Source organism: Aquabacterium sp. (assembly GCF_029946005.1).
Classification (GTDB): domain Bacteria; phylum Pseudomonadota; class Gammaproteobacteria; order Burkholderiales; family Burkholderiaceae_C; genus Aquabacterium.
Genome location: NZ_JAQSDR010000032.1, coordinates 141,948 through 158,624, shown reverse-complemented (window position 1 = coordinate 158,624; position 16,677 = coordinate 141,948). Strand labels below are relative to the sequence as shown.

At 63.3% G+C, this 16,677-nt stretch carries 13 protein-coding genes; 3 read left to right on the top strand and 10 right to left on the bottom strand.

Features of this window, described 5'->3' with window-relative positions:
- Window positions 1-50: 50 nt before the first annotated feature.
- Window positions 51-2,036 (bottom strand): acetate--CoA ligase, encoded by a 1,986-nt coding sequence (gene acs, locus PSV38_RS15815; RefSeq protein ID WP_300549040.1) that lies wholly within the window; start codon window positions 2,034-2,036, stop codon window positions 51-53.
- A gap of 132 nt (window positions 2,037-2,168) precedes the next feature.
- On the opposite strand from acs, the gene PSV38_RS15810 reads away from it, so the two are divergent.
- The gene (locus PSV38_RS15810) at window positions 2,169-2,750 is read left to right on the top strand and encodes a TIGR00645 family protein (protein WP_300549038.1); all 582 of its coding nucleotides are present in this window, start codon (window positions 2,169-2,171) and stop codon (window positions 2,748-2,750) included.
- Window positions 2,751-2,817: 67 nt separating this feature from the next.
- Here the strand turns inward: PSV38_RS15810 and PSV38_RS15805 are convergent, their stop codons facing one another.
- From PSV38_RS15805 to PSV38_RS15780, 6 genes are read right to left on the bottom strand one after another with little or no spacing between them, the layout of a single operon-like run.
- Window positions 2,818-3,207 carry a Na+/H+ antiporter subunit G gene (locus tag PSV38_RS15805; protein WP_300549036.1) on the bottom strand — a complete coding sequence of 130 codons (390 nt, stop codon included), beginning with the start codon at window positions 3,205-3,207 and terminating at the stop codon, window positions 2,818-2,820.
- A complete protein-coding gene (locus PSV38_RS15800; RefSeq protein ID WP_300549034.1) occupies window positions 3,204-3,476 on the bottom strand; it encodes a K+/H+ antiporter subunit F in 273 nt (90 codons plus the stop codon). The genes PSV38_RS15805 and PSV38_RS15800 overlap by 4 nt, the downstream gene beginning before the upstream one ends.
- Window positions 3,473-3,976, bottom strand: coding sequence for a Na+/H+ antiporter subunit E (locus tag PSV38_RS15795; protein WP_300549032.1), 504 nt, complete (start codon window positions 3,974-3,976; stop codon window positions 3,473-3,475). Before PSV38_RS15795 ends, PSV38_RS15800 begins: the two co-directional genes overlap by 4 nt.
- Window positions 3,973-5,628, bottom strand: a complete 1,656-nt coding sequence (locus PSV38_RS15790) for a monovalent cation/H+ antiporter subunit D (protein ID WP_300549031.1) — start codon at window positions 5,626-5,628, stop codon at window positions 3,973-3,975. Before PSV38_RS15790 ends, PSV38_RS15795 begins: the two co-directional genes overlap by 4 nt.
- The gene (locus tag PSV38_RS15785; protein ID WP_300549030.1) at window positions 5,625-5,978 is read right to left on the bottom strand and encodes a Na+/H+ antiporter subunit C; all 354 of its coding nucleotides are present in this window, start codon (window positions 5,976-5,978) and stop codon (window positions 5,625-5,627) included. The genes PSV38_RS15790 and PSV38_RS15785 overlap by 4 nt, the downstream gene beginning before the upstream one ends.
- Window positions 5,975-8,824: a monovalent cation/H+ antiporter subunit A gene (locus PSV38_RS15780; protein WP_300549029.1), complete on the bottom strand. Its 2,850-nt coding sequence runs from the start codon at window positions 8,822-8,824 to the stop codon at window positions 5,975-5,977. Before PSV38_RS15780 ends, PSV38_RS15785 begins: the two co-directional genes overlap by 4 nt.
- Before the next feature lie 125 nt (window positions 8,825-8,949).
- On the opposite strand from PSV38_RS15780, the gene PSV38_RS15775 reads away from it, so the two are divergent.
- Window positions 8,950-10,479: a fumarate hydratase gene (locus tag PSV38_RS15775; protein WP_300549028.1), complete on the top strand. Its 1,530-nt coding sequence runs from the start codon at window positions 8,950-8,952 to the stop codon at window positions 10,477-10,479.
- Between the two features lie 24 nt (window positions 10,480-10,503).
- Window positions 10,504-11,574: an MBL fold metallo-hydrolase gene (locus PSV38_RS15770; RefSeq protein ID WP_300549027.1), complete on the top strand. Its 1,071-nt coding sequence runs from the start codon at window positions 10,504-10,506 to the stop codon at window positions 11,572-11,574.
- 12 nt (window positions 11,575-11,586) lie between these two features.
- On the opposite strand, the gene PSV38_RS15765 is transcribed toward PSV38_RS15770, so the two are convergent.
- The 3 genes from PSV38_RS15765 to PSV38_RS15755 all read right to left on the bottom strand — a co-directional run bounded on the left by PSV38_RS15765 (window position 11,587) and on the right by PSV38_RS15755 (window position 16,576).
- Window positions 11,587-12,591, bottom strand: coding sequence for a PEP-CTERM sorting domain-containing protein (locus PSV38_RS15765; RefSeq protein WP_300549026.1), 1,005 nt, complete (start codon window positions 12,589-12,591; stop codon window positions 11,587-11,589).
- A 113-nt stretch (window positions 12,592-12,704) separates the two neighbouring features.
- Window positions 12,705-15,299, bottom strand: coding sequence for an ATP-dependent chaperone ClpB (gene clpB, locus PSV38_RS15760; RefSeq protein WP_300549025.1), 2,595 nt, complete (start codon window positions 15,297-15,299; stop codon window positions 12,705-12,707).
- Between the two features lie 104 nt (window positions 15,300-15,403).
- A complete protein-coding gene (locus PSV38_RS15755) occupies window positions 15,404-16,576 on the bottom strand; it encodes a GGDEF domain-containing protein (RefSeq protein WP_300549024.1) in 1,173 nt (390 codons plus the stop codon).
- Between the last annotated feature and the right edge of the window lie 101 nt (window positions 16,577-16,677).

The following is a 16,677-nucleotide window of genomic DNA, read 5'->3' as shown; positions in this document are numbered from 1 at the left end:
TGCAAAACAACACAGTTCAAAGCCGCGTCACCCTGAGGGCAACCCCAAGGTCAATTGGTTTCGGCCAATTGATCGAGGATGGCGGGGTTCTCCAGGGTGCTGGTGTCCTGGGTCACTTTTTCACCCTTGGCCACGACCCGCAACAAGCGCCGCATGATCTTGCCGGAGCGCGTCTTGGGCAGGTTGTCGCCAAAACGGATGTCCTTGGGCTTGGCGATGGCACCAATCTGCTGAGCCACATGGCTGCGCAACTCGTTGGCGATTTGCTTGGCCTCTTCGCCGGTGGGTCGCGTGCGCTTGAGGACCACGAAGGCGCAGATGGCCTCGCCAGTGAGGTCATCAGGACGCCCCACCACAGCGGCTTCGGCCACCAGGGGATGGGAGACCAACGCGGATTCGATTTCCATGGTGCCCATGCGGTGGCCTGAGACGTTCAGCACGTCATCGATGCGGCCGGTGATGGTGAAGTAACCGGTGTCAACATCGCGGATGGCACCGTCGCCGGCCAGGTAGAGCTCGCCACCAAATTCAGGCGGGAAATAGCTGCTCTTGAAGCGCTCCGGGTCGCCCCAGATGGTGCGGATCATGGACGGCCAAGGTTTGCGCACCACCAGCACACCGCCCTGCCCCCATGGCACTTCCTTGCCGGTTTCGTCCACCACGGCCGCGTCGATGCCGGGGAAAGGCAGGCTGCAAGAACCTGGCGTGAGCGCATGGGCACCGGGCAAGGGCGTGATCATGTGGCCACCGGTTTCCGTCTGCCAGAAGGTGTCGACGATGGGGCAACGGCCACCACCGATCTCGCGGTGGTACCACTCCCAGGCGGCGGGGTTGATGGGCTCGCCCACCGATCCGAGCAGGCGCAGGCTGCTCAGATCGAAGTTGCGCGGGTGCACGGCAGGCGTGGTCTCTGCCGCCTTGATGAGGGCTCTGATGGCCGTGGGCGCGGTGTAAAACACGCTGACCTTGTGCGCTTCGATCATGCGCCAGAAACGCGCGGCATCCGGGTAGGTGGGCACGCCTTCGAAGACCACTTGCGTGGCAGCAATGGCCAAGGGGCCGTAGGTGACATAGGTATGGCCGGTGACCCAACCAATGTCGGCTGTGCACCAGAAGACGTCTTCGGGCTTGATGTCGAAGGTCCATTTGGTGGTCAGTGCCGCGTGCAGCAGGTAGCCACCGCTGGCGTGCTGCACGCCCTTGGGTTTGCCGGTGGAGCCGGAGGTGTAGAGCAAAAACAAGGGATGCTCGGCGCCAACCCATTCTGGCTCGCAGGTGCTGAGCTGCGCGGCCACGGCTTCGTGCAACCACAGGTCGCGCCCCGCCTGGAACGCCACATGGCCGCCGGTGCGTTGGTAGACAATGACCTGGCGGACGCTGCCCGTGCCTTCCATGCCCAAGGCTTCGTCAACGATGGCCTTGAGCGGCAGGCTCTTGCCACCGCGCATTTGCTCGTCGGCCGTGATGACCAGGACCGCGCCCGCGCCTTCAATGCGGTCGCGCAAGCTTTGGGCTGAGAAGCCGCCAAACACCACTGAGTGCGTGGCGCCGATGCGTGCGCAGGCCTGCATGGCCACCACACCCTCGACTGACATGGGCAGGTAGATGACGACGCGGTCGCCCTTCTGGACGCCTTGCGCTTTCAGCACATTCGCCAGGCGGCAGACGCGCTCCAGCAACTCGCTGTAGGTAACGCGGGCCACCTTGCCATCGTCGGATTCAAAAATGATGGCGACCTTGTCGCCCAAACCAGCCTCAACGTGGCGGTCCAGGCAGTTGTAGGACACGTTCAGCAGGCCATCGTCAAACCACTTGTAGAAAGGCGCCTGGCTGTCGTCCAGCGCCTGGGTGAAAGGTTTTTTCCAGGAGAGGAACTCTCGGGCCAATCGGGCCCAATAGCCGGCATGGTCGGCATTCGCCTCTGCGCACAGCTGGTCATAGGCCTCGCGGCTGCCGATGTGCGCTCCCTGGGCAAAGGCCGACGGCACTGGGTAGTGGCTGGGGGTGGTGGAGGTGTTGTCAGCTGCTGTTGTCATGGCATGGCTCCGAGGTGTCCACATGTGTACGTGGAGACCTTACCAGAACAAAACCCTGTGCGGACCTCTAGAATTCGGCCCTTCGGACTATCCCCTAAGGCCCCCATGAGTCAGTCGCCAGAACAAAACAGAATGCGCCATCTTCCCAACTGGATATTTGCCAGTCGCTGGCTGCAATTGCCGCTGTACCTGGGTTTGATTCTGGCGCAAGGTGTGTATGTGGTGCACTTCTGGGTGGAGCTGGTGCATCTGGTGCAGGCTGCTTTTGGCAACCAGGAGGCCCTGCAGATCATCTTTGCCGCCACCGGCCAGCAAGCGAGCGCCGCGCCCACTCACCTGACCGAAACCACCATCATGCTGGTGGTGCTGGGCCTGATCGACGTGGTGATGATCTCCAATCTGCTGATCATGGTGATCATCGGCGGGTATGAGACCTTCGTGTCGCGCATGAACCTTGAAAACCACCCCGACCAGCCAGAGTGGCTGAGCCATGTAAATGCCTCGGTGCTGAAGGTGAAACTGGCCACGGCGATCATCGGGATTTCATCGATCCACCTGCTCAAGACCTTCATCAATGCCGAGAACTATTCGGAAAAGGTGCTGATCTCGCAAACCGTGATTCACATCGTATTTTTGTTGTCAGCGCTGGCCATTGCCTTGACAGACAAACTGCTCCATCCCGCAGTGGTGGCCGGGCCCACCCCTCGTCATTGACTGGGTAAGTTGAACGCGGCGGGCTGGACGTGGCGGAGGCATCGCGCGGACAAGTCCGAGGCAAGCCTCAGTTCGGCTCGGGTGGACGTGGACTGGCTGGCGTCACGGGGGGCACTGCGTCTTTTTCAGCCTCGACAGGATCATGCCCCGCCTGGGAGGCCACCCGCAAATGCAATGCAGCCTTGGCCAGCAGGTTGGCCGACACGGGCGCCGTGACGAACACGAAGAACGTGATCAGCACTTCCGGCATGCCGCCGTTTCCACGGGCCAAGCTGTCCAGCAGGCTGGCGACGAGAACACCACCCAAGCCCAGCGTGGACGCCTTGGTGGGCGCATGCAGGCGCATGAAGAAGTCTTTGAAGCGAACCAGCCCGAGTGCGCCCACCAGCAGGAAGGCGGCCCCCACCAGCAGCATCAGGGCCACCGCGAGTTCGGCGATCATGGGCAGGTGGTTCATTCGATCACGTCGCCTCGGGTGATGAAGCGCGCCAGCGCCACGGTGGAGACAAAGCCCAGCATGGCCACGATCAGGGCGGCCTCGAACAGCACATTGCTGCGCCAGCACATGCCCAGCACGATCACCAGGGCCACCACGTTGACGTACAGCGTATCGAGGGCAAGCACGCGGTCAGGCGCATCAGGCCCCCGCCACAACCGCCAGGCGCACAACAACATGGACAAGGTGACCGCCCCAAGCGCCACTGCCAACGCAAATTCCATGATCATCCGAAGATCTCCATCAGAGGTTGCTGGTAGCGCTGATCCATGTCATGCGCCAGAGCCTGCGGGTCATGGCAGTCCAGCGCATGCACCCAGATCAGCGCGCGCTCCTCGTCCACGATGGCAGACACGGTGCCCGGGGTCATGGTGATGATGGACGCCAACAAGGCCTGGGCCGTGGGCGCGGTGAGTCGCAGCGGCAGGCAAACCCAGGCGGGGTGGGGCTCACGGCGAACATCGATCACCAGCCGCGCCACCGTGAAGTTGGAGACGATGATGTCCCAAACCACCGTGAGCGCCAGACGCCCGGCCGCCCCACCGATCCGGGCATGGGTGGCGGCCCCCAGGAATCCCGCCAACGCCCAGGGCAAGACCACCCCGATCAACGCCGCCATCAACAGGTGGGCGGGCGCGAGCGACTGCTGCAGCAAAAGCCAGCACGCGGACAGGGTGGCCGAAAGCACCGGGCGCCGGAGCCCAGGCCAACCGGTCTTGATCGGGCTCATGGTCGGTCCTCCGGCCTGATGGCTGCGGGCATGCGGTAGGGCCGCGTGGTGCGCAAGACCTCGCCGGTGCGCGGATCGGTGCCGAGCACAGCGTGACCATAAGCTTGCCGGTCTTGCAATTGGCGCGCGGCAGCATCGGTGAAGTGCTTGAGAGGGGCGGCAAAGACGCTCATGAGCACCCCCATCACCAGCAGCGACAAGGTGGCAATGATCAGCTCGGCACTCGCCCCCGATGACGAGGAAGGCAAGTCCGGCCGGACGTTCCAGAACAAGAGGCTGCCCGCGCGCGCCAGCGCCACCAGCGAGATGAACCCCACGATCAGCACCACCGACCACACCCACGCCTGCGCGATGCTACCTTGCGAGGCCATCAACACCATGAGCTTGCCCAAGAAACCCGGTAAAGGCGGCAAGCCGGCCATCGAGGCTGCCGCGAGCAACAGCATCAGGCCCAGCCGCACGGGTTGTGCCACCGGGCTGGCGGGCGCCAGTCGATCCCCGACGTCGCCCCGCTGGGCTGACACCAGTTCGACCAGCAGAAACAGGCCGGCCACCGCCAAAGTGCTGTGGGCCATGTAATAAAAAGCCGCCGACCAGGCCGCCACGCTGAACAAGCCCACGGCGGTCAGGATGGTACCCACAGAGGCCACGGTGAGCCAGGCCACCAAGGTGGGAAGCGTGCGCGCGGCCAGGGCGCCCAGCGCCCCCAGCACGCTGGTCCCCATCGCCAAGGGCAGCAACCAGGGTGCCACCACCATGGCGGATTCGCCGCCCCCGTCGCCAAAGACCACGCCATGCACCCGCACGATGGCATAGACGCCCACCTTGGTCATGATCGCGAACAGGGCCGCGACCGGCGCGCTGGCGGCCGCGTAGGTGGCGGGCAGCCACAGGGACAAAGGCAGCAGGGCGGCCTTGAAACCGAACACCACCAGCAAGATGAGCGCCGCGCTTTGAGCCAACACCGCTTCGGCCCCAGTGATCTGGGGAACGCGCAAAGCCAGGTCCGCCATGTTCAGGGTGCCGGTGACGCCGTACAGCAGGGACACCCCTATCAGGAACAGGGCCGAAGCCAACAGGTTCAGCACCACGTACTGCACGCCGACGCGAAAGCGCTCCTTGCCCTGGCCATGCACCAGCAGCACATAAGAGGCGATCAACAATATTTCGAAGAAGACGAAGAGGTTGAACAGGTCGCCTGTGACGAAGGCGCCGCACAAGCCCATCACCTGGAACTGGAAGAGGGCGTGGAAGTAGCGCCCATGGGCATCCCAACCACCGGTGGCGTACCACAGGACCGGCAAGGCCACCGCCTGGGTCAGGACCAGCATCAGCGCCGACAAACGGTCCACCACCAGCACGATGCCGAAGGGGGCGGGCCACTCTCCCAAGCGATAGACGTGAAGCACGCCGGCATCGGTGCGCTGAAACAACCACAGGGCCAGCAACAGCCCCAGTGAAAGCGAGGTCAGGCTGAGCCGACGCGCCCACGTCAACCTCACGTGGCCATGCGCTTCGCCGCCGTCATCGCCCAGCAGCAGCAAGGCCATGGCGCTGAACGCTGGCAGCAAAACTGGCAACACCGGCAAGTGGGCCAGCAGGAACAAACCCAGCGGGCCAGACTGGAAGGTGTCCAACCAGGCGGCCATCATGGTGCAGCCCCATCAGGGCCATCCGGGCGACCATCCACGTGGTCGGTGCCGGATTCATGGCGGCTGCGCAGGGCCATTTCAATGATGAAGCCCGTGGTGGCGAAGCCGATCACGATGGCCGTGAGCACCAGTGCCTGCGGCAAGGGATCGGCCACGCGAGGCAGCCCGACGACGGCCGGCGCGTTCCACCACAGGCGCCCCATGGCGAAAATGAACACGTTGACCGCGTAGCCGACCAATGACAGACCCAGAACCACCGGAAAAGTGCGGCCGCGCAGCATCAGGTAGATGCCGCAGGCCGTGACCCACCCCACCCCACTGGCCACCAAAAATTCAAGACTCAGACTCATGCGTGACCTTTGCGCGCCAGGCGAGGCGAGCCTGATTCCTTGCTGGCGTTGCCCAGCACCGACAACATCAGCATGGTGGCGCCCACCACCGTGATATAGACCCCGAGGTCGAACAAAGCGGCACTGGCCAGGGGCACTTCGCCCAGCACGGCCACGTGCGGGTGCCCATGGGCACTGCTGAGGAAAGGTCGCCCAAACAAAAACGCGCCGACACCGGTGCCCCCCGCGATCAGCAAGCCGCCACCGATCCAGCGGGTGAAACGCCGCCCCTGCGCGCCATGCAAGAGGGCCTCGGCCTGGCTTTGGCCCAGGGCCATGTACTGCAGCACCAAGGCAATGGCCGTGATCAGGCCCGCGATGAAGCCGCCGCCGGGCAGGTTGTGTCCGCGCCAGTAGATGTAGGCCGACACCACCAGGGCCAGCAACAAAATCATCCGGGAGGCCACGCGCAGCAACAAAGGCGGCGCCGCGAAGGCCCAGGCACGCCCCGCTTCGTCCTGGCGCGCACGCCGGGTCTTGAAGCCATCGAGCAGCGCCAACACCCCCACCGCCGCGATGCCCAGCACGGTGATCTCGCCAAAGGTGTCATAGCCCCGGAAATCCACCAGGATCACGTTGACCACGTTGGCGCCCCCGCCACCGGGAAGGGCCTGATCCAGGAAGTACCAGGCGATGGAATCATGGTCACGGGTGAGCACCAACCAGCACAACCAGGCCACGCCGAAACCAGCCAGGCCGGCCAGCGCCGCGTCGCGGCCACGCCGACCCGCCGACGACTCGCGGGGGGTTCGTGCAGGCAGCAATGCCAGCCCCATCAGCAGCAGCACGGTGGACACCACTTCGACCGCCAATTGCGTCAAAGCCAGGTCGGGGGCGGACAGGGCAATGAAGACCAGCGCCGTGACCATGCCAACCACGCCCGTGAGGATCACCGCCTTGAAACGATCATGATGCCCTGTTACCAACAGGCCACCACCGAGTAACACCAAGAGCCACACTGTGACAGCAAGCGGCGAGGCGGGCAGCAGTTCGCGCCCACCGGTGCCTGGCGCGGCGCCTTCGCCCCAGAAAGGCGCGGCCCCTACCACCAGCGCTGCCACCACCATCATGGCGACATACCGCTGCAGCGATCCGTTTTCCAGCACGCTGATCAGGGCCTGCGCCAGCCGCGTGAGCCCGTTCAGGCCGCGGGTGAACAACAGCCGCCCCGTCCAGCCGCGGGGATGGTGCAGGTGCAAGTTCCAATGGCGTTGCAAGCCGACGTAAAGCAAGACACCCCCGCCCACCGCCACACCACTCATCATCAAAGGCAAATTGAGGCCGTGCCACAGGGCCAAGTGATAGGCCGGTGGCGCCGTGCCCAGAACGGCGGTGGCCGCCACCTGCACCAGGGGACCCAGAATGACCGCGGGGAACATGCCCACCGCCAGACACACCACCACCAGAACGGCCACGGGCAGTTTCATGAACAGCGGGGGCTCGTGCGGATGCGGGTTGGGCATGGCCTTGGGCGGCCCGTTGAAAAACACGTCGTGGATGAAGCGCAGGGAATAGGCCACCGAACAGGCCCCGGCAAAGGTGGCGATCACCGGGACAAAAACCCCCCAGGCCAGGCCGGATTGAGCACCCACCGCCTCGGCGAAAAACATTTCCTTGGACAGGAAGCCGTTGAGCAAGGGCAAACCGGCCATGGAGGCCGCGGCCACCATCGCCAAGGTGGCCGTCCAGGGCAGAAGCGAGGCCAGACCGCCCAGTCGGCGCATGTCGCGCGTGCCGGTTTCATGGTCGATGATGCCCGCCGTCATGAACAGGGCCGCCTTGAACGTGGCGTGGTTGATGATGTGAAACACCGCCGCCACGGCCGACAAAGGCGAGGACAGTCCGAGCAGGAAGGTGATCAGGCCCAGGTGGCTGATGGTCGAGTAAGCCAACAAGCCTTTGATGTCGTGGCGAAACACCGCCACGTAGGCGGCGAATACCAAGGTGAGCAGACCCACACTGGACACCACCACCTCGAATAAAAAGGTGCCCCCCAGCACCGGGTACAAGCGGGCCAGCAAGAAGACCCCAGCCTTGACCATGGTCGCGGAGTGCAGGTAGGCCGACACCGGCGTGGGGGCGGCCATGGCCTCGGGCAACCAGAAATGGAACGGCCATTGGGCGCTTTTAGTGAAACACCCAACCAGGATCAGGCCCAAGGCCAAGGGATAGCGGGGATCGGACTGGATGCGGACGCCCTGGTCGAGCATCCCACTCAGGTCGAAGGTGCCCGCGATCTGCCCCAACACCACGATGCCGGCCAGCATGGCCAGCCCACCACCACCCGTGACCGCCAGCGCCATGCGCGCGCCTGCCCGAGCGTCCGCGCGATGCCCCCAGTAACCCACCAGCAGGAAAGACGAGACGCTGGTCAACTCCCAAAACACCACCAGCAGGAGCAGGTTGTCGGACAAGGCCACACCGAGCATGGCCGCCATGAACAGCATCAACAGGGTGTACAGCTTGCTGGGCGAATCGTCCGGGCCCAGGTAATAGTGGCCGTACACCACGATCAAGAAGCCGATGCCCGTGATCAGCAGGCCGAACATCAGCGCCAGGCCATCCAGCCGCAGGCCCAGATTGAGCCCCAACTCAGGCACCCAGGGGAGTTGCGCCAACAAGGTCCGCCCCTGGAAGACCTCAGGGGCCAGGATCAGCAAGCAACCCAAGGCCAAGGCCGTGACGGTGCCAGCCGCGACCGCAGTCCACCCCCGAGCCGCTACCGAAGGAAACCGACCCAGCCAAAAGCAAAGCGTCGTGCCGACCAGCAGGGGCAACAGCACGACCATGACCAGCAACCACGCCATTGACTACCAAGCTCTTGAGTCTGAATGGCGAGATTGTAGGGGGCCGTTGTCGAGACCTTGTCCACCCAAGATCTGGAAGGTGCCACGGTAGAATAGGCGACCAATTTCGAGCCTCACCACACACCATGTCCACGACCATTCACCACGACGATCTCGTTGAAAGCGTCGCAGCCGCCCTGCAGTACATCAGCTATTACCACCCCGCTGATTACATCGCTCACCTGGCCCGCGCCTACGAGCGCGAGCAAAGCGTCGCCGCCAAGGACGCGATCGCCCAGATCCTGACCAACAGCCGCATGTGCGCCGAGGGCAAGCGCCCCATCTGCCAGGACACCGGCATCATCAACGTCTTCCTGAAGATCGGGATGGACGTGAAGTGGGAAGGCTTCGGCCAAGGCAGCATCGCCGATGCGATCAACGCGGGCGTGCGCAAGGGCTACCTCAACCCCGACAACGTGCTGCGCGCTTCGGTGCTCGATGACCCGATCTTCGCCCGCAAGAACACCAAGGACAACACGCCCGCGGTGATCTTCATGGAAGTGGTCCCGGGCAACACGGTCGACGTGACCGTGGCCGCCAAGGGCGGTGGCTCCGAAAACAAAAGCAAGATGATCATGATGAACCCGGGCGACAACATCGTCGACTGGGTGCTCAAGACCGTGCCGACCATGGGTGCCGGTTGGTGCCCCCCGGGCATGCTGGGCCTGGGCGTGGGTGGCACGGCCGAGAAAGCCGTGTTGCTGGCCAAGGAATCGTTGATGGACGACATCGACATGCACGACCTGCTGGAGCGCGGCCCCCAGAACAAGCTGGAAGAAATGCGCATCGAGCTGTATGAAAAGGTCAACGCCCTGGGCATTGGCGCGCAAGGCCTGGGTGGCCTGACGACCGTGCTCGACGTGAAGATCAAGACCTACCCCACGCACGCGGCCTCCAAGCCCGTGGCCATGATCCCCAACTGCGCGGCCACGCGCCACGCGCACTTCGTGCTGGATGGCAGCGGCCCGACTTACTTGACGCCGCCCAGCCTGGACCTGTGGCCCAACGTGCACTGGGCCCCCGACTACAACAAGAGCAAGCGCGTTGACCTGAACACGCTGACCAAGGCAGAAGTGGCCTCCTGGAAGCCCGGCGACACCTTGCTGCTGAACGGCAAGATGCTGACCGGGCGCGATGCCGCGCACAAGCGCATCCAGGACATGCTGGCCAAGGGCGAGGCGCTGCCGGTTGATTTCACCAACCGCGTGATCTATTACGTGGGGCCGGTTGATCCGGTGCGTGACGAGGCTGTGGGCCCCGCCGGCCCGACCACGGCCACGCGCATGGATGGTTTCACGGACATGATGCTGTCCCAAACCGGCCTGATCGCCATGATCGGCAAGGCCGAGCGCGGCCCCGTGGCCATCGAGTCGATCAAGAACCACAAGTCGGCCTACCTGATGGCCGTGGGTGGCGCCGCCTACCTGGTGTCCAAGGCCATCAAGACCGCCAAGGTTGTGGGCTTTGCCGACCTGGGCATGGAAGCCATCTACGAGTTCGACGTGACCGACATGCCGGTGACGGTGGCCGTGGATGCGGGCGGCACCAGCGCCCACATCACCGGCCCCAAAGAGTGGCAGGCCAAGATCGCCAACATCCCGGTCAACGTGGCCTGATGAGATAACGGCATGATGGCGGGCATGAAGAAGAACCCCCACTTCAACCCCGCCAAGAAGCACCATCGGCCAGATGGCTTCCAGAACAACTACATGTCGTTTCGGGGCAAGCGCTGGCATGAATTGCTGCGCTGGAAGTGGCGGGCCTGGCGGGCCGGGCATCCCCGCCCGCCCACCGAGCCCATCGCCATCGTGGCACCTGACCTGGCCTTCATCCACGCCAATGCCCAGGCTGGCGCAGCCATGCAGCCCGCGGCCACCTGGATCGGGCACATCACGGTGCTGGCGCAAATCGGTGGCCTGAACATCCTCACCGACCCGGTGTTTTCAGACCGGTGCTCGCCGGTGCAATGGACCGGCCCCAAGCGCCACACGCCACCCGGCCTGTCGCTGGCCCAGTTGCCGCGCATTGACGTGGTGCTGCTTTCACACAACCACTACGACCACATGGACGAGGCCTCGCTGGTGGCCCTGTCGCGCCAGGCAGGTGGCAGCCCGCTGTTCATCACACCGCTGGGTCACCGGCACTGGTTTGCCCGGCGCGGCATCCACCATGTGATCGAGCTGGATTGGTGGGACACGCACGTGCTGGAAGCCACCGCCCATTCCGCGCGCATGCCCGTGACCTTGACGCCGGCCCAACACTGGTCGGCCCGCACGGCCACCGACGCCTTGCGCAGCCTTTGGGGCGGGTTCGCGGTGCGGTCACCCGACTGCCACTTGTTCTTCGCCGGTGACACGGCTTATTCGAAGGACTTCGTCGACATCCGCCATCACTTCGCCCGAGAGCACTCGCCCGAGCAAGGGGGTGGCTTCGACCTGGCCTTGCTGCCCATCGGCGCTTACGAGCCACGCTGGTTCATGAAGGACCAGCACGTGAACCCTGCTGAGTCGGTTCAGATCTTTCAGGATTTGGGTTGCAAACGGGCCATGGCGGTGCATTGGGGCACATTCCAGCTGACGGACGAGGCGCTGGACGAGCCGCCGCGTGCCTTGCACCAGGCGTTGAAAGCCCAAAACATCAATGGCCAGGATTTTCAGGTCCTGGCCATTGGTCAAACGTGGCACCTGCCATTGCGGCGGGCGCTCGGTTAACTTAACAAGTCATCAGTTTTGGCGACGGCGGCGAGCCACCCAACCCATCACGCCCAAACCTGCCAGCAGCAACAAATAGCTTTGTGGTTCAGGCACGGCAGAGGCGCGGGTGGCACCACCAACGACCAGAGCACCTGCAGCGACCAGACCCAGAATTGCTGGCTCCGGGACAACGGACGCAGTGCTTGCTTGACCAGAGACAGACACGGCCAAACCCAACGAAGCCACTTGAGCTTGCGACGACGAATTAGTGAACACACCCGTCAACACGTCGTTCAGACTCTTGGATTCGTCGGTGCCCGGCGTGGTGATCACCGCATACTCGTACCAACCAGTGATCGGGTTGTAGACGCTGGTGCCATAGGAGGACCCGCCTTGGGCCACGGCCTGGAGGGATTTGTTCTGCAGCGTGTTGTAGGAAGTGGAGCCCCCCTGCATGCCGTAGCTGTAGGACAGGTACAAGGACGCAGAGGCCGAGCCGCTTTCTGTGCCATTGCAATAGTAGTAATAAGAGCAAGCCGGTGCATTCTCGGCCGATGCGGACAACTCAATGTTGGCATTGATCAACAAGAGTGAATTGGCCGACAAGGACAGATTCAAGGGCTGGTTGTAATAGTACGAATTGACATTCGCACCCGTCGCAGCAGACGCGTTGTAAGACGTTTGCGGGCCGGCCGCCGAACCGCTGGCTGACAAGCTTTGCGTGCCGACGGAAGCCTTGACACTGCCGTTGGCCAAACTGACCAAGTAGTCCTTGGTGAACGTGAAAGTGCCCGCGCGTGTGCGCGAAGCGCTTTCACTTTCGCCCAAAGCGCCATCGGCGAGCGAAACCGACAAACCAGTGGAGCCGGTCGTGGTCAGGAAGCTGAAAGAGGCATCAATGCCATCATTCGGGTTCAGGTCGATCAAAGTGAACGACAAGCCGGTGATGGCAGCGGAAGATTGAGAAGCAGCCATGGAGGCCGATGCAGACAAGGCAAGCGCGCAAGCGACCGCAGCCGTTGAGAAACGAAACATGGAAATCTCCCTGAAAGGAATGCAAAAACAACGCTGAATTCAGCAACGTGTTTTTACATTGGTTTCAGAGATTGACACCCCCTTTGTTAAGGGGGTTATCCCAGAATATCGTTTCAATGCACCACACGCCCGAACTGGAAGCCACCTTCCTCGTTCACATCCACCGGGATCACGTCCTTCGGCCCGAACTTGCCCTGCAGGATCAGCTTGGCCACCGGGTTCTCGATCTGCTGCTGGATGGCCCGCTTCAAAGGCCGCGCACCAAAGGCCGGGTCGAAGCCCACCTTGGCCAACTCGGCCAGCGCCGCTTCCGACACGTCCAGCTTCATCTCCATCTTCTCCAGGCGTGACTCCAGGCCCTTGAGCTGGATGCGCGCGATCGATGCGATGTTGGCGCGGTCCAGCGCATGGAACACCACCACCTCGTCGATGCGGTTCAGGAACTCAGGCCGGAAATGCTGCTTGACCTCAACCCAAACGGCCGCCTTGATGTCCTCTGACGGCTCGCCTGCCATCTGCATGATCTGGTGCGAGCCCAGGTTCGATGTCATCACAATCACCGTGTTCTTGAAGTCCACGGTGCGGCCCTGACCATCGGTCAGGCGGCCATCGTCCAGCACCTGCAACAGCACATTGAACACGTCCGGGTGGGCCTTCTCGACCTCGTCCAGCAGCACCACGCTGTAAGGCTTGCGGCGCACGGCTTCGGTCAGCGTGCCCCCTTCTTCGTAGCCCACGTACCCAGGGGGCGCACCGATCAGGCGGCTCACCGAATGTTTCTCCATGAACTCGCTCATGTCGATGCGGATCAGGTGGTCCTCGCTGTCGAACAGGAAGCCGGCCAGCGCCTTGCACAGCTCGGTCTTGCCCACGCCCGTGGGGCCCAGAAACAGGAAGGAACCATAAGGCCGGCTGGGATCAGACAGCCCCGCCCGCGAGCGGCGGATGGCGTCGGACACGGCCACGATGGCCTCTTGCTGGCCCACCACGCGGTCATGCAGCTTGTCTTCCATGGCCAGCAGCTTGTCGCGCTCGCCTTGCATCAGCTTGGACACGGGGATGCCCGTGGCGCGCGCCACCACTTCGGCGATTTCTTCAGCGCCCACTTGCGTGCGCAGCAGGGTCGGACGCGAAGCATCCTTGCCTTTGGCATTTTCCTTATCCTGCGCTTCCTTCAGGCGCTTTTCCAACTCGGGCAGCTTGCCGTATTGCAACTCGGCCACCCTGTTGAAATCGCCCTTGCGCGTGAGCTCTTCGATCTTCTGGCGCAGCTTGTCGATTTCCTCGCGAACATGCTGGCTGCCTTGCGCCTGGGCTTTCTCGGCCTTCCAGATTTCGTCCAGGTCGGCGATCTCTTTTTGCAGCTTACTGATTTCTTCGTTGATCAGCTCGAAGCGCCTTTGCGAGGCCTCGTCCTTTTCACGCTTGACGGCTTCGCGCTCGATCTGCAACTGGATCATGCGGCGGTCCAGGCGATCCATCACCTCAGGCTTGGAGTCCAGTTCGATCTTGATCTTGGCGGCGGCCTCATCGATCAGGTCGATGGCCTTGTCGGGCAGGAAGCGGTCGGTGATGTAGCGGTTGGACAACTCGGCCGCCGCCACGATGGCCGGGTCGGTGATCTCCACGCCATGGTGCACTTCGTACTTTTCCTGCAGGCCGCGCAGGATGGCGATGGTCGCTTCCACCGTCGGTTCGCCCACGAGGATCTTCTGGAAGCGGCGCTCCAGCGCGGCATCCTTCTCGATGTACTTGCGGTATTCGTCCAGCGTGGTCGCGCCGATGCAATGCAACTCGCCGCGCGCCAGGGCGGGCTTGAGCATGTTGCCCGCGTCCATGGCGCCATCGGCCTTGCCCGCGCCCACCATGGTGTGGATTTCGTCGATGAAAACGATGGTTTGGCCTTCGTCCTTGGCCACTTCTTTCAGTACGCCCTTGAGGCGCTCTTCGAAGTCGCCGCGGTACTTGGCGCCTGCCAGCAGCAGGGCCATGTCCAGCACCAGCACACGCTTGTTGCGCAGCGAGTCGGGCACCTCGCCCGCCACGATGCGTTGGGCCAGCCCTTCGACGATGGCGGTCTTGCCCACGCCGGGCTCACCGATCAGCACGGGGTTGTTTTTGGTGCGGCGCTGTAGCACCTGGATGGCTCGGCGGATTTCTTCGTCTCGGCCAATGACCGGGTCAAGCTTGCCCTGCCGAGCGCGCTCGGTCAGGTCAAGGGTGTATTTCTTGAGCGATTCGCGCTGGCCTTCAGCTTCGGGGTTGTCCACCTTCTGGTCACCACGCACGGCCTGCACGGCCGCGTCCAGCGTCTTGCGGTTCAGGCCAAAGTCGCGCGCCACGGAGGCGGTATCGCCCTTGTGGTCGGCCAGGGCCAACAGGAACATCTCGCTGGCGATGTAGGGGTCGCCGCGCTTGTGGGCTTCCTTCTCGGCACCCTGCAGCAAGCTGACGGTCTCGCGGCCGGCCTGCACCTGTTCTCCCCCCTGCACCTGGGGCAGTTTGGCCAATTGCTTTTCAAGGGCGGTGGTCAAACCCGGCACGTTGACGCTGGCACGCTCCAGCAGCGCGCGGGGGCCGTCGTCCTGCTGGATCATGGCCAGCAGCAAGTGTGCGGGCTCAATGTAGGGGTTCTCGCGGGTGACGGCCAGGCTCTGGGCGTCGGTCAGCGCTTCCTGGAATTTGGTGGTGAGCTTGTCAAGTCGCATGGGGCAATCCTTTGGGGCCCTGCATGGGTGGGCCGATTGCTCACGCAGATGGGGCGCCCTGCCCCCATTTCAAGGCCCGAACGCCCGCTCAAGCTTGATGCACATCAACAATCGTTGTCGCCAAAGACCACGCGGTTGCGGCCATTTTGCTTGGCCTCGTACAGGCGCACATCGGCGCGCGACAGGTCTTCTTCCAGCGAACTGTTGGGGCAGTGAAAACTCACCCCAATGCTGATGGTGACCCGGATCGGCCCCACCCGGGTCTCGCAAGGCGTCGACTCGATGGCATGGCGCAGGCGCTCGGCCACGCCGTGGGCTTCCTGGATGGTGTGCACTGGCAGCAGGATGGTGAATTCTTCACCGCCGTAGCGCGCCAGCAAGGCATCCTCGCGCAGGCGTTCGCGCACCACGTGCGTGATGTGCTTGAGCACATCGTCGCCAATCAGGTGACCATAGCGATCGTTCACCGCCTTGAAGTAGTCCACGTCCAGCATCAGCACCGCCACCAGGCTGGGCTGGTGCTCCTGCATGGCCAGCATGCGTTCACCCAATTCGCGCAGACCGCGACGCGACAAGGCACCCGTCAACTCGTCGGACAAGGCTCGCGCGCGCAGTTGCTGATTCAAGCGGTCGTTGATGATGGCAAACACCACCGAGGCCACCGCCAGGGGCAGCAGCGCAAATCCGATCCCGCTGATCGGCAGCAACCAGGCGGGGCTGTGCAGCCAATGCGGCGGATAGGGCCCCGGCACGGTCAGCACATTGGCCAGGAAGAACACCCAGTGCAGGGCGAATCCACCGGCGACGACCAGCAAGGTCAATTCGCTGCCATTGACGCGTGCACTGCGCAAAATCAGCCAACCTTGGTCGATCGCCATGCCCAGGCTCACCAAGGTGAAGCCGATCCCCAAGGCCCGCTCATAGACTTCATCGCTGCCGAAAGCAAAACCCCACAGACCCGCGCCCACGGTCACGGTGATCAAAGTGCCGAGCCAAGGGGGCGTGCGTCGCCCGTTTAATTGACGAAAAGCCCAGCCCAGCAGGGTGACGCCCATGCCGGCAAACCCAATGGCCGCTTTGGTCACCCAGGGAATCAAATCGAGTGGGGCGAAGATGACCCCGCCCAGCGCGGCCAGGCAGATGAAAGCGCAGCGGTACAGGAACAGCGCGTAGGAGACTCGCGGCTGCTCAGTTTGGATGAGCGAGATGAGGCCCAGTCCCACCAGGGAACCGACACCCGCTACCGCATAGCAACTGAAGATATCGACAGAGAACATTCGCCCAGCTTGAAAGCAGTCAGATCAGACCATATCGGCAGTTTGGGCGCCGGGCTTCAATGCCAAATGGTGAAAAGAGGGCGAAATACCGGTCAGGGCGT

Bases quoted from the DNA above. Each gene is read 5' to 3' on its own strand.
- PSV38_RS15765 (WP_300549026.1), bottom strand. From the start codon at position 12,591: ATGTTTCGTTTCTCAACGGCTGCGGTCGCTTGCGCGCTTGCCTTGTCT.
- PSV38_RS15810 (WP_300549038.1), top strand. From the start codon at position 2,169: ATGCGCCATCTTCCCAACTGGATATTTGCCAGTCGCTGGCTGCAATTG.
- PSV38_RS15755 (WP_300549024.1), bottom strand. From the start codon at position 16,576: ATGTTCTCTGTCGATATCTTCAGTTGCTATGCGGTAGCGGGTGTCGGT.
- PSV38_RS15770 (WP_300549027.1), top strand. From the start codon at position 10,504: ATGAAGAAGAACCCCCACTTCAACCCCGCCAAGAAGCACCATCGGCCA.
- PSV38_RS15780 (WP_300549029.1), bottom strand. From the start codon at position 8,824: ATGGCGTGGTTGCTGGTCATGGTCGTGCTGTTGCCCCTGCTGGTCGGC.
- PSV38_RS15795 (WP_300549032.1), bottom strand. From the start codon at position 3,976: ATGAGCCCGATCAAGACCGGTTGGCCTGGGCTCCGGCGCCCGGTGCTT.
- PSV38_RS15785 (WP_300549030.1), bottom strand. From the start codon at position 5,978: ATGAGTCTGAGTCTTGAATTTTTGGTGGCCAGTGGGGTGGGGTGGGTC.
- clpB (WP_300549025.1), bottom strand. From the start codon at position 15,299: ATGCGACTTGACAAGCTCACCACCAAATTCCAGGAAGCGCTGACCGAC.
- acs (WP_300549040.1), bottom strand. From the start codon at position 2,036: ATGACAACAGCAGCTGACAACACCTCCACCACCCCCAGCCACTACCCA.
- PSV38_RS15805 (WP_300549036.1), bottom strand. From the start codon at position 3,207: ATGAACCACCTGCCCATGATCGCCGAACTCGCGGTGGCCCTGATGCTG.
- PSV38_RS15775 (WP_300549028.1), top strand. From the start codon at position 8,950: ATGTCCACGACCATTCACCACGACGATCTCGTTGAAAGCGTCGCAGCC.
- PSV38_RS15800 (WP_300549034.1), bottom strand. From the start codon at position 3,476: ATGATCATGGAATTTGCGTTGGCAGTGGCGCTTGGGGCGGTCACCTTG.
- PSV38_RS15790 (WP_300549031.1), bottom strand. From the start codon at position 5,628: ATGATGGCCGCCTGGTTGGACACCTTCCAGTCTGGCCCGCTGGGTTTG.